Genomic DNA, 12,374 nt, shown 5'->3' on the forward strand with positions numbered 1-12,374 from the left:
CCGGTTGGCCGCGGCGCACACCGTCTGTATCAAGGCAGCGCAAAGCGCGCCACATTGCCTTTCGCCGCCGCATATTTCGACGGGTCGACCGGCTGACCGTCCAGCGTCAACGACTCAAGACCGGCCTTGTTGCCAACCGTGACCTTGAAAGGCGCCTCGCCCGTCACTTCCTTTGTATCGCCAGCATGCACGAGGCCGGAGAACACTTCTTTGCCGTCCTTGCCGCGCACACTAAACCAGCTGTCTTTCGTCACGCGCAGCGCAATGATTGCGGACCCCGCGACCGGCGCCGATGCTGCCGCCGCCTTCGTCGAGTCACCGGCGACAACCGCCGGAGCGCTAGCAGCAGGCGCCGCCGTGACGGGCGGCGCGGAAGCCGGCGCGGTCCCGGCCGCAAGCGGCACGGGCATCGGCGTAGCCGACGCTCCGCTCTGGCCGGCAGCCTGCGCCTCGGACTCGGACGCGGCCTCTTGCGAAATTGCTTCGGAACCCGCTGCCGGACCTTGCGCGACAGTGCCCGACGCGCCCGTGGCGCCACCGGCCCCACCATTCGCGCTCGCCTTCAGGCGCGCGAGCCATGCTGTTGAATCGCCCCCATTGGTGTGCCACATGGCGAGCGAAATCACCGCGACGATCACCGCCGCCACGCCCCACAACCACGAGCGGCTTTTTTGTGCACCGCCGCCAAGCGACAGCGACACCCGGCCGCGCGGCAAGTCCTTGCCTGAGGATGCGGGCATTGACAGGTCCGGCGCCGCCACACCCTTCTCGCGGCGCAATGCCTGCGTGAACGGAGCAGGATCGGCGCCGAGCATCTTGGCGTAGCTGCGCACCACACCGAGAGCGAAAGTGGTGTCCGGCAAGTGGCTGATGTCGCCCGATTCGAGCGCGCGCAACTTGGCGGGCGCAACTTTCAGCCGGGCCGACACGTCTTCGATCGACCAGCCCTTGGACTCGCGCAATTGCGTCAAGCGCGCGCCAACCGCCGCAAGCGAGTCGAGGCCCGGCTGACCAACAGGCTGTACGACAGGCTGCAGCGCCGCCCGCGAGGCAGATGCCGGGTGGCTCTCGTTCGTGTCTGTGTCCTGCGGCTGCGGGTGCTGCGGCTCACTCATCCCAAATCCTTTCGCGTCGATTCTTTTTCACTCGTGCGACCGGACCGGTCCAAACTTCATGTCCGAATCGCAGACCGTTTATAACAAAATGCGCGGCCTCATGTGCCGCTTCCGATCGATTCTGCAAACTTTCTTTTCAATCGCCGGCATGCCTGACGCTTTAAAGTATTGACGGGCGTTTCGCGCCCTAATACCCGAAGGCGCCGCCCTTGCGACCTACACGGCACGAACTTCAATGATCTTCGCTGCCTTCCCGGTGCGCTCAGCAAGGCGCGTGCGGTCTTTCACCGCACCGGCCAACTGACCGCAGGCAGCGTCGATATCATCGCCGCGTGTTTTACGCACCGTGGTGACGACGCCCGCGTCCATCAACACTTGTGCAAACCGCTTGATCTGTTCCTGTTTCGAGCGCACGAGGCCCGACTCGGGGAACGGATTGAACGGAATAAGGTTGAACTTGCATGGCACGTCGCGTGTGAGCGCCAGCAACTCGCGCGCTTGCGCTTCGCTGTCGTTCACGCCGTCGAGCATGCAATATTCGAAAGTAATGAAATCGCGCGGCGCGACTTTCAGATAGCGCTGGCAAGCCGCCATCAATTCGCGCAGCGGATATTTTTTGTTGAGCGGCACCAGCATGTCGCGCAACGGATCGCTCGGCGCATGCAGCGAGACAGCCAGCGCAACGGGCAGATCGGCGCCAAGCCGGTCCATCATGGGCACGACGCCCGAGGTCGACAGCGTCACGCGCCGGCGCGACAAGCCGTACGCGTTGTCGTCGAGCATCAGGCGCATGGCAGGCACGACCGCGTCGTAGTTCAAGAGCGGCTCGCCCATACCCATCATTACGACATTCGTGACGACGCGCTCACCTTTGCCGTCGCCACCCGAGGCGCGACCACCGTCCACCCCGCGCGACGCCCGCAGCGCGAACTCGGCCATGCGCAACTGGCCGATGATCTCGCCAGTCGTGAGATTGCGGGAGAAACCCTGCTTGCCGGTTGAACAGAAGCGGCAGTTCACCGCGCACCCCGCTTGCGACGACACGCATAGCGTGCCGCGCGTTTCTTCGGGGATGAAAACGGTTTCGACTGCGTTGCTGTTGCCGACGTCGATCAGCCACTTACGTGTGCCGTCGGTCGAAATATGGTCGCTGACGATGCCCGGCATCGAAATCGTAGCGCGGCCTTTCAGCTTTTCGCGCAAGGACTTCGCGAGATCGGTCATGCCGTCGAAGTCTGCAGCGTTGTACTGGTGGATCCAGCGCTGCAATTGCTTGGCGCGAAACGGCTTCTCACCCAGGCTGTCGCAATAGGCGACGAGCCCTTGGGCGTCGAGGTCGAGAAGGTTGACGGTGGAACTGCTCGTCATATCGAATCCTGCCATTTCAGTGCGAGACTGCGTTCATGCAACAAGCTGCATGAACGCAAAGCCGTTCGCGCCCATCCCTGCTGCTTTTACCTTACTACTTTGCCCAGCGATTCGTGTGACTAAACGAAACCGGCTGCACAACCGCCGGGGCAATCCAGCATTAGCGCGAGTAGACGTTCACTTGCGGGAAGAAAAATGCAATTTCAACTGCAGCCGTTTCAGCGGCGTCGGAGCCGTGCACTGCGTTTGCGTCGATGCTGTCAGCGAAGTCGGCGCGGATCGTGCCCTTTTCCGCCTTCTTCGGGTCCGTTGCACCCATCAGGTCACGGTGCTTCAGGATAGCGTTTTCGCCTTCCAGTACCTGAACGGCCACCGGGCCCGAAATCATGAATTCGACCAGGTCCTTGAAGAACGGACGTGCAGCGTGCACCGCGTAGAACTTCTCAGCGTCGGCACGCGAGAGATGAACCATGCGCGAAGCCACGATCTTCAGGCCAGCGTTTTCGAAACGGCTGTAGATCTGGCCGATCACGTTCTTGGCCACTGCGTCCGGCTTGATAATCGACAGGGTGCGTTCGATCGCCATAAAAACTCCAAAAAATTAAGAGGTTACAGATTCAAATGAATCCGCTATTGTAGCATGTTCCCGTGTATGATTGCGATTGAACCCTTACAGCATTGAAAGGCTCAAAGCAGGAGTTTCTGAATACTGGTAGCGTAGGCCTCGTGAGCACTTTTTAATGCACTTTAAGTTGGTTGACGGCATTGAAACTCCCTGCCGCCGCACCGATCTTAGAAACGAGTAGTCCGCGACCGGGGCGAAAAGCTTCCGGCACGGCCCACTGCAAGAGCGCTGGATAAACCGCTGATACCACCACGCAACACGCTTCTGACGTAAGGAGAGACCATGAACGATCATCCGTATAGCTTTGGCCGCACTGGCGCGGTCAGCACGGTGGAAACGCGTAACCGCGTGCTACGAAACACCTACTGGCTGCTCGCACTGTCCATGATTCCGACAGTGCTCGGCGCGTGGGTAGGCTTGGCCACCGGGTTCTCGCTGTTCGCCGCCACAAGTCCTGCCATGAGCATGCTGGCGTTCTTCGCGATCGCCTTCGGCTTCATGTTCGCGATCGAGAAAACGAAGGAAAGCGCTGTCGGCGTATTCGTGCTGCTCGGCTTCACGTTCTTCATGGGCTTGATGCTGTCGCGCATTCTTGGCTTCGTGCTGGGATTCTCCAACGGCCCGTCGCTGATCATGCTCGCCTTCGGTGGCACCGGTGTGATTTTCGCGTCGATGGCAACCATTGCGACCGTCAGCAAGCGCGACTTCTCCGGTCTCGGCAAGTGGCTCTTCATGGGCGTGATCGTGCTGCTGCTGGCGTCCGTCGCGAACGTGTTCCTGCACCTGCCGGCTTTGATGCTCACGGTTTCCGTCATGGCCATCGTGATTTTCTCGGCGTACATGCTGTTCGACGTCCAACGCGTCGTGAACGGCGGTGAGACGAACTACATCACGGCAGCGCTCGCGATCTATCTCGACCTGTACAACGTGTTCGTGAACCTGCTTGCGCTGCTCGGCATCTTCGGCGGCAACCGCAACTAAATTCTATGCGCCGAACTCAGGCGCGGCATTGCTCGGTTCCACCAGCCGCCGCGCCGTAGAAAAAAGCCCATAACGAATGCTCGTTATGGGCTTTTTTCGTTGAGCAACACCGCAACGCTCACAAATCGAGCCATTCAAACCCTTCGGCCTGCGACGCCACTACGACGTCAGTCGGCGCCGCGCCCAGCACGCTTGCCATGGCAGCCCGCGCCAGTTCCGGCAGATTGTTCTGCTGACTTAAGTGTGCGGCCACCAGATGGCGCAGCTTGGAGCGATCGAGCGAGGCCAGAATTTCGGCTGCGGCGTCGTTGTTCAAATGCCCATGATTGCCGCCGATGCGCGCCTTCAGCGATTGCGGATAGCGGCTGCCGGCAAGCATTCGCACGTCGTGATTGCATTCGAGCACCAGCGCGTCGCAACCACTCAACACGGAACTGATATGCGGCGTGGAAGTGCCCACATCCGTCAATACGCCAAGGCGGCTCGCGCCATTTGAGAACACGTATTGCAGCGGCTCGCGGGCGTCGTGAGGAACCGTGTACGGAAGAACGCTCAGGTCGCCGATCGCCACAGCCTCGTCGCCCCACAGCACTTGCAGGTCGACATTGGCCTCGTCGGCGCCCACTGCGCGGGCGGTGCCCCAACTCATGTACAGCGGAATCGACCACTTGCGCGCCAGTGTCAGCGCGCTCCCGATGTGGTCGCTGTGTTCGTGAGTGATCAGGATGGCGTCGAGACCTTCGGCGCTACAACCGAGCCGCGTCAGACGCCGTTCGACTTCCTTGGCGGAAAAGCCGCAGTCGAGCAGCACGCGCGTGGTGGTCGCGCCGCTTTGCGCTTCCACCAACAGTGCGTTGCCCTCACTGCCACTGCCAAGACTTGCGAATCGCACAGCCCGTTAGTTCAGTTGCGCGTGCAGGAGCGTCACGATGCGCTGCGCGTCGGATGAATTGTCGATCTGCCCGTTCGCGTCGAGCACTGCCACTTGCGTCACCGTGTCACCCTTAGGGCGCACGTTGACGAGGAACTCCTGTCCCGGTTTCTTCGACGAATTGCCGCTGTAGAACAGCTTGCCGAGGAGGCCTTCTTTCTTCAGTTCCTGCATCGAATCGGCGTAGCGCACGTAGTAAATGCCCTTCGCGCGATCCCGGTTGTCCACGGTGAAATTCGTGCGGTCGAGCGCGAGGCCGACGCGCAGCCATGCACGGTCGAACGATTCCTGAAGATCCAGCGTGGAAGTGCCCGCGCTCTTGTCGAGCGTAGCCGGCGCGGTGGCCGGGTGCGCCTCCGTCAGCAGCTGCTTCGACTGCGCTTCGGTCAGGCCGAATTTCTGCATCAGCTTGGTCAGAAACAGCGCTTCCAGCGCCGGATCGCGCGGACGCTCTTCCCAACGCGACGATGTCTTGTCCTGCCCCGTCAACACCTCTTCCATCGCGCTATGCGTGACGGAAATGTCGGTGGTCTCTGACGGACCACGCGACACGAGCGTGCGGAAACTGTCGCGGGTGCCCGACGAATAAGCGAAGTCGATCACCTTGCCCACCGTACGGCGAAACCAGTCGTCGGGAATGTTGGCGCGGTTTTCAGCCCAGTCGGTCACCATGATGCCGGTGGCCGGCGCGTCGGTTTTCAGCGCGAAGCCGTTCTCCTGCCAGAATTCCTGCAACTGCGGCCACAGTTGTTCCGGCGAACGGCCGTCGACCACCAGCCAGCGGCGGTCGCCGTCGCGCTCGATGTGCATGCCATACGGGTCCTGCGCGGTCGGCTGGCCTTCCGTGGAATTGCCGGCCGCCGTAACCGCGCGCTGCGTGGCGCCGCCCAGCGCCAGATTAGCCGGAGGTGCGACGTAGCGCTGATCGGTCGGCGTGGTGGTCAGATCGCCGGGCACGGCGAGCGGCGGCGCACTGCCCGCGCCTTTGTAATTCACGCGATCGGAGGCAAACCAGTCGTTCAGGGTGTCACAGCCGGCGAGCGTCACCAGGGCAAGCGTCAGCGCCGCCATGCGGGTTGCGTGGAGGGAAAGTGCGGAACGTTTCATGAGGTCCTTCGTGATGCTGGAACGCGGTGCCTGGTTCTGTGTGCCGGGAACGTGGGCTGGATCGACGTCGGTTAAGGGAATGCCAGTGGACTGGGTGAGCGCCGAGGGTACGCGGACGGGCCGCCTAACCGAGCAGGCCCGCTTCGCGCAGCGCGCCGCGCACCACTTCATGGTATTGCGCGTCGAGCGGCGTAAGCGGCAGGCGGATTCCGCCCTGCACACGACCCAATTGCTGCAGTGCCCATTTCGCGGGAATCGGATTCGATTCAATGAACAGGTTCTTATGCAGCGACAGGAGCTTCAGATGAATCTCGCGGGCGGTCTTTGCGTCCGCAGCCAGCGCGGCCTTGCACAGTTCGCTCATGGCGCGCGGCGCGACGTTTGCGGTAACCGAGATATTGCCGTGACCGCCGAGCAGCATCAACGCGATTGCCGTGGGGTCGTCGCCGCTGTAGATGCCGAAGTGAGCCGGTGCCGACTTGATCAGATGCGCGGCCCGATCGATATTGCCCGTCGCTTCTTTCACACCGATGATGCTCGGCACCTGCGCGCAACGCAGAATAGTCTCGTTGCTCATGTCCGCGACCGTGCGGCCGGGCACGTTATACAAAATCACCGGAAGGTCTACCGTTTCGGCGATTTTTGCGAAATGGCGATAGATGCCTTCCTGCGTCGGCTTGTTGTAGTACGGCACGACCTGTAGCGTGGCGTCGGCCCCCACTTCCTTCGCCTGGCGCGTGAGTTCGATAGCTTCAGCAGTCGAGTTGCCGCCCGAGCCCGCGATCACCGGAATCCGGCCCGCCGTGTGCTCCACCGCAGTCTTGACCATGAGCACGTGTTCTTCGACCGACAACGTAGCCGACTCGCCGCTCGTGCCGACGACGACCAGCGCATTCGTGCCTTCCGCGACGTGCCAGTCGATCAGTTTGCGAAATGCCGGCAGATCGAGGCTGCCGTCTTCGAGCATCGGGGTGATGATGGCAGGAATGCTGCCGCGAATCTGAACGCCGTCGTTGCCGCGCGGGTTGCCGGATTGATTGCCGTTAGTCATGAAACGCCATGAATTTGATCAGGTAAACCGCGATTGTAGCGGATTAGCCGGGCAACTCGTAACAAGGCGGGGGCGCCGCCTGTGCGGAGTCGTCTGAGCAATCCGCCTCCAGAATTGCGCAGATGCGCTGGACGTAAGCCGGGCGTGGCTGCGCGACAAAACCGTCCTGAAAGGCCACCACTCGCAACCGGGCGCGCACCACGTCGAGCAGCTCGCCAGGCGCGAGCAGGAACGCCGGATTAGAGGGCTTGCCCACCCTTTCGTTTCCTTGCGCGAACGTCTCGTAAACCAGTACGCCGCCGGGCGCGAGTGAGCGAATCAACTGGGGAAAAAGCGGCCGGTGCAGATAGTTAGTGACAACCACTGCGGCGAACTGTGCGTCCGCTGCCAAAGGCCAAGGCGCGTTTTCGATGTCGGCCATGACCGTCGTGACGAGCGGCTCGTCGGCCAGCGCGTTCAGCGCGGCCGCGTCGCGGTCGATTGCAGTCACCGGATAGCCGAGCGACGCAAAAAAGCGCGCGTGCCGTCCCGCGCCAGAAGCGACGTCGAGCACCGCACCGTGCGCCGCGACCAGATGCGCCCACTGACGCACCCAGCGCGACGGCTCGCCCAATCCATGCAAGACAGCGGTCGTGCTCATCGCTTTGGCGCAGTCGTTCAGTTGTACGACAGGCCCATGGCCTCGCGCACGTCGCGCATCGTTTCCGTGGCGAAGCGGCGGGCCTTGTCACAGCCGTCGGCGACGATCGCGCGCAGCAGCGACGGATCGTCCATGTACTTCTGCGCGCGTTCGAGCATCGGCTGCTGTTCGCGCAGGATGCCTTCGATCACCGGCTGCTTGCATTCGAGACAGCCAATGCCCGCCGAGCGGCAACCTTTCTGAACCCACTCGTGCGTGGCTTCGTCGGTATAGACCTGATGCAGTTGCCACACCGGGCACTTGTCCGGATCGCCCGGATCGGTGCGGCGCACGCGAGCCGGATCGGTCGGCATGGTGCGCACCTTCTTCGTGATGGTCTCGGCATCTTCGCGCAGACCGATCGTGTTGCCGTACGATTTCGACATCTTCTGACCGTCGAGGCCAGGCATACGCGACGCTTCGGTCAGCATGGCCTGCGGCTCGACCAGGATGATCTTGCGCGAACCTTCCAGGTAGCCGAACAGACGCTCGCGGTCGTTCATCGACAGGCTCTGCGATTCCTGCAACATCGCGCGCGCCTGTTCGAGCGCTTCGTCGTCGCCGTCCTGCTGATACGCGTTGCGCAGTTCGTGATAGAGCTTCGCGCGCTTGCCGCCGAGCTTCTTCGCAGCTTCGTTGGCCTTCTCTTCGAAGCCCGGTTCACGGCCGTACAGGTAATTGAAACGACGCGCGATTTCGCGCGTCATTTCGACGTGCGGCACCTGATCTTCGCCCACCGGCACGAGCGAGCCGCGATACAGCAGAATGTCGGCCGCCATCAACACCGGATAGCCGAGGAAGCCGTACGTGGACAAATCCTTGTCCTTCAGCTTTTCCTGCTGCTCCTTGTAGGTCGGCACGCGTTCGAGCCAACCGAGCGGCGTGCTCATGCCGAGCAGCAGCGCAAGCTCTGCATGCTCCGGCACCTTGCTCTGGATGAACAGCGTGGCCTGCGCCGGATCGATGCCCGAAGCGAGCCAGTCGATCAGTACGTCCCACACGTTCTTTTCGATCACCTCGGGCGTTTCGTAGTGAGTCGTCAGCGCGTGCCAGTCGACCACACAGAAGAAGCACGGGTACTCGGACTGCAGCCGCACCCAGTTTTTCAGCACGCCGTGATAGTGGCCGAGGTGCAGCGACCCGGTGGGCCGCATGCCGGAGAAGATACGGTCTGGGAACATGGTTATTTAGAAAAGCGAAACAAGTGGAGTCAGGATTGCGGTGATCGCGCTATAACCGAGGGTAACGAGCGGGCCGAGCCAGTATCGCGTCAGCGTGCCCGTCATGACCAGCGCCATGACGATGAAAAAGCCATACGGCTCGAGTCGCGACAACGTGATGGCCTGGCGCGGCGGCAATAACGCCATCAGCACGCGACCGCCGTCGAGCGGCGGCAGCGGAAACAGGTTGAGCACACCGAGCACGAGATTGACGCCGACGCCGGCGCCCGCCATGCGCGTGAAAAACGGTTCGTCGACGGCCATCACCGCGAGCGCTACGCCGAAGAGGCCCCAGATGAGCGCCTGCACGAAGTTGCACGCGGGACCGGCAGCGGCGACCCAGAGGCTCCCCCAGCGCGGATTGCGCAGGTTGCCGAACGCAACGGGTACCGGCTTCGCGTAGCCGAACATGAACGCGCCGCTCGTCGCGAAGTAAAGCAGCAACGGAATCGCAATCGTGCCGAGCGGATCGATGTGCCGCATCGGATTGATGGAAACACGGCCGAGCACATAGGCCGTGTTGTCGCCGAGCCATCGCGCGACGTACCCATGCGCGGCCTCGTGCAGCGTGATCGCGAAAATCACCGGCAACGCGTAGACCGCGATGGTTTGTATCAGGGAAGAATCCATAACTCGCTATTGTAACAATGCGATTGCGTGCGTCTGTCCGCTTTCGCTCATGCCGTCTCTTCGAGACCGAATGGCGCGAGAGAACCGCGCCCTGCCCGTACCAGCACCGGCTCGGCGCCGGTCAGATCGATCACCGTGGACGGCTCGCACACGCAGGCGCCGCCGTCGATCACGAGATCCAGTTGCTTTTCCAGCCGCTCGCGGATTTCCTCGGGATCGTTCAGCGGCGCGGATTCCCCCGGCATTATCAGCGTGGAGCCGAGCAGCGGCTGGCCGAGCTCTCCGAGAATCGCGAGCGTGATCGCATGGTCCGGTACGCGCAGGCCGATCGTCTTGCGCGACGGATGCGACAGGCGCCGCGGCACTTCCTTGGTCGCCTGCAGCACGAAAACGTAGGGCCCCGGCGTCACCGATTTGATCAGCCGGTATTGGCGGTTGTCCACCATCGCGAAGTTCGCCAGTTCCGACAGATCGCGCACGAGGAGCGAGAGCAACTGCTTTTCATCCAGCCCGCGAATCCGGCGCAGGCGTTCAACCGCGTCCTTGTCGTCGAGATGACAGGCAAGCGCGTAACTGGAATCGGTCGGCAACGCGACGACGCCGCCGTCGTTGATGATTTGCACCGCCTGTTTGACGAGGCGCGGCTGCGGATTGTCTGGATGAAGCCGAAAGTATTGGGACATGGCGGCTAACGATGGCTGAGGATCGACGGCAAATTATGGCGAATCGGCGGGACGCGCGCGCAGACGGCCGGCTCCCGCACGCGACGTGCCGCATGGGCACGGCGCGCGTTCACAGCCAGCGTTCCCAGACGGGTTTGAGATCGGAAGGAAGCGGCGGCAACGTGCCGAGTTCGACGCGGCCCTCACCGGGCGCGTGGAAGTCCGAACCTCGCGACGCCTCGAAGCCGAAGCGGCGGGCCACGTCGGCGTATTCGCGGTACTGATCGGGCGTGTGGCTGCCCGTCACGACCTCGATCGCCTTGCCGCCCAAGTCGATGAATTCGGCGAAAAACGCGTCGAATTCGACCGGCGAGTACGCGTAACGGCCCGGATGCGCGATGATCGCCTCGCCGCCCGCGGCCTTGATCCAACCGACCGCGTCCGCGAGCTTCGCCCAGCGGTGCGATACATAGCCGGGCTTGCCGTCGCCGAGATAGCGGTTGAACACGTCTTGCGTGGAACTGGCGTAGCCGCTCTCGACCATGAAGCGCGCGAAATGCGTGCGCGAGATCATGTCGGGGTTCGACACGTATTTGAGCGCGCCCTGGTAAGCGTCGGGAATGCCGAGCGTGGCCAGTTGCTCGCCGATGGCTTCCGCTCGGGCGGCCCGCCCGTTGCGTGTGCGAGCGAGGCCGTCGATCAGCACGGAACTCGTGGGATCGATGCCGAGCCCGACGATGTGCACCGTACGCGCCGCCCAGGTCACCGAAATTTCCACGCCGCTGACATAGCTCATGCCGAGTTCCACGGCGGCTTCACGCGCTTCGCGCTGGCCGGCGAGTTCGTCGTGATCGGTCAGCGCCCACAAGGTCACGCCCCCCGCATGCGCACGGCGCGCGACATCGGCCGGCGCAAACTGGCCGTCGGAAACGGTGGAGTGACAGTGGAGGTCGGCGTTCATCATCGTCTGGAGAAGGTTCTGCAGTCCATTTTACTGCAACGCAGTAAGTGGACGCAGGGCAATCTCTCGTCGCCGCTTTCCGCTGACTTGCCGCGCGCCCCGGTTTGCTTGCGCGCTACGCGCAGAATCCCTCGATCAGCGCCGCCACCTGCTCCGGCTGGTCGTGATGCACCATGTGCCCCGCCTCGTCGATGATCTTTTCGCGCCAGTCCGGAAACGCCTGGAAGCGCGCCTTGAATTCATCAAGCGGAATTTCGCCGGCAATCGCGGCGAGCGTCGGCGAATGGGCGGCTTCGACGTGCAGTACTTTAGCGCTCACCTTGCGCCAGACGGCCATGACCTCGTCGAGCCGGTACAGCGTCGGGCCGCGCAGCTTGTGCGCCGGGTCGGCAAGCAGCATGAAACGCCCTTCACCGTCGGGCTTCGACCAATGCTTTGCAAGAAACTGCGCACGCGCGGCGGCCAGACGCGGATTGGTCTTGACGAGGCGGCCGGCTACTTCGTCGAGCGACGCATAGCGCTTGAGCTGCGGCGGATCGCGCAACTCGTCGAGCCAGTTTTGCAGACGTTTCGGCGCCTGCGCCGCATGCGACGGCGCAAGTCCAAAGCCCTCGAGGTCGACCACGCGACGCACCCGCTCCGGCCGCACGCCTGCGTACAGGCAGACGATATTCGCGCCGAGGCTATGCCCGACCAGATTGACCTGGCCGGTCGGCGCATAGTGATCGAGCAATGCGTCGAGATCGGCAAGGTAATCGTGGAACCAGTAGTGACCGCCGCCGCTTTGCGCCACCGGCCAGTCCGACAGGCCGAAGCCGCGCATGTCCGGCGCAATGACCTGCCAGTCGCCGCCCATTGCATCGACGACGAACTGAAATGACGCCGCCACGTCCATCCAGCCGTGCAGCATGAATAGCGCCGGCGCGTCGGGGTTGCCCCAACGCCGCACATGCAGACGGACGCCTCGCACGGCGACGAACTCGGAGCGGGAAGTGTTCATGATCGGTCACACGAAAAAGAATGATCGTTCGATTATAACGAGAT

At 62.7% G+C, this 12,374-nt stretch carries 13 protein-coding genes; 1 reads left to right on the plus strand and 12 read right to left on the minus strand.

Going from position 1 to position 12,374, the window contains the following annotated elements; genetic code table 11:
• Positions 1-29: 29 nt before the first annotated feature.
• The 3 genes from ACTJLB_RS09770 to ndk all read right to left on the minus strand — a co-directional run bounded on the left by ACTJLB_RS09770 (position 30) and on the right by ndk (position 3,069).
• Positions 30-1,115, minus strand: coding sequence for a helix-turn-helix domain-containing protein (locus ACTJLB_RS09770; RefSeq protein ID WP_440783131.1), 1,086 nt, complete (start codon positions 1,113-1,115; stop codon positions 30-32).
• 216 nt (positions 1,116-1,331) lie between these two features.
• Positions 1,332-2,483, minus strand: coding sequence for a 23S rRNA (adenine(2503)-C(2))-methyltransferase RlmN (gene rlmN, locus ACTJLB_RS09775; RefSeq protein WP_088174746.1), 1,152 nt, complete (start codon positions 2,481-2,483; stop codon positions 1,332-1,334).
• A 160-nt stretch (positions 2,484-2,643) separates the two neighbouring features.
• Positions 2,644-3,069 carry a nucleoside-diphosphate kinase gene (ndk, locus tag ACTJLB_RS09780; protein ID WP_020065537.1) on the minus strand — a complete coding sequence of 142 codons (426 nt, stop codon included), beginning with the start codon at positions 3,067-3,069 and terminating at the stop codon, positions 2,644-2,646.
• Between the two features lie 321 nt (positions 3,070-3,390).
• Between ndk and ACTJLB_RS09785 the strand changes: the two genes are divergently transcribed.
• Complete coding sequence (locus ACTJLB_RS09785; RefSeq protein WP_440783132.1) at positions 3,391-4,089, plus strand: Bax inhibitor-1/YccA family protein; 699 nt, start codon at positions 3,391-3,393, stop codon at positions 4,087-4,089.
• 118 nt (positions 4,090-4,207) lie between these two features.
• On the opposite strand, the gene ACTJLB_RS09790 is transcribed toward ACTJLB_RS09785, so the two are convergent.
• The 9 genes from ACTJLB_RS09790 to ACTJLB_RS09830 form a co-directional block, all read right to left on the minus strand.
• Complete coding sequence (locus ACTJLB_RS09790; protein ID WP_020065535.1) at positions 4,208-4,981, minus strand: MBL fold metallo-hydrolase; 774 nt, start codon at positions 4,979-4,981, stop codon at positions 4,208-4,210.
• A 6-nt stretch (positions 4,982-4,987) separates the two neighbouring features.
• A complete protein-coding gene (bamC, locus tag ACTJLB_RS09795) occupies positions 4,988-6,127 on the minus strand; it encodes an outer membrane protein assembly factor BamC (protein WP_440783134.1) in 1,140 nt (379 codons plus the stop codon).
• Between the two features lie 124 nt (positions 6,128-6,251).
• The gene (gene dapA, locus ACTJLB_RS09800) at positions 6,252-7,178 is read right to left on the minus strand and encodes a 4-hydroxy-tetrahydrodipicolinate synthase (RefSeq protein ID WP_440783135.1); all 927 of its coding nucleotides are present in this window, start codon (positions 7,176-7,178) and stop codon (positions 6,252-6,254) included.
• Positions 7,179-7,221: 43 nt separating this feature from the next.
• Positions 7,222-7,818 carry a class I SAM-dependent methyltransferase gene (locus ACTJLB_RS09805; RefSeq protein ID WP_440783136.1) on the minus strand — a complete coding sequence of 199 codons (597 nt, stop codon included), beginning with the start codon at positions 7,816-7,818 and terminating at the stop codon, positions 7,222-7,224.
• A gap of 17 nt (positions 7,819-7,835) precedes the next feature.
• On the minus strand, positions 7,836-9,038 hold the full coding sequence (locus ACTJLB_RS09810) for a tryptophan--tRNA ligase (protein WP_027775408.1): 1,203 nt from the start codon (positions 9,036-9,038) through the stop codon (positions 7,836-7,838).
• A 6-nt stretch (positions 9,039-9,044) separates the two neighbouring features.
• Positions 9,045-9,707 (minus strand): site-2 protease family protein, encoded by a 663-nt coding sequence (locus ACTJLB_RS09815; protein ID WP_020065530.1) that lies wholly within the window; start codon positions 9,705-9,707, stop codon positions 9,045-9,047.
• Between the two features lie 47 nt (positions 9,708-9,754).
• On the minus strand, positions 9,755-10,390 hold the full coding sequence (locus ACTJLB_RS09820) for an L-threonylcarbamoyladenylate synthase (RefSeq protein WP_020065529.1): 636 nt from the start codon (positions 10,388-10,390) through the stop codon (positions 9,755-9,757).
• A 109-nt stretch (positions 10,391-10,499) separates the two neighbouring features.
• Positions 10,500-11,330, minus strand: a complete 831-nt coding sequence (locus ACTJLB_RS09825) for a 3',5'-nucleoside bisphosphate phosphatase (RefSeq protein WP_408197159.1) — start codon at positions 11,328-11,330, stop codon at positions 10,500-10,502.
• A 115-nt stretch (positions 11,331-11,445) separates the two neighbouring features.
• Positions 11,446-12,330, minus strand: coding sequence for an alpha/beta fold hydrolase (locus ACTJLB_RS09830; protein WP_204520544.1), 885 nt, complete (start codon positions 12,328-12,330; stop codon positions 11,446-11,448).
• Between the last annotated feature and the right edge of the window lie 44 nt (positions 12,331-12,374).

Origin of the sequence: Paraburkholderia sp. 22098 (assembly GCF_052045935.1) — a bacterium.
GTDB lineage: Bacteria > Pseudomonadota > Gammaproteobacteria > Burkholderiales > Burkholderiaceae > Paraburkholderia > Paraburkholderia caledonica.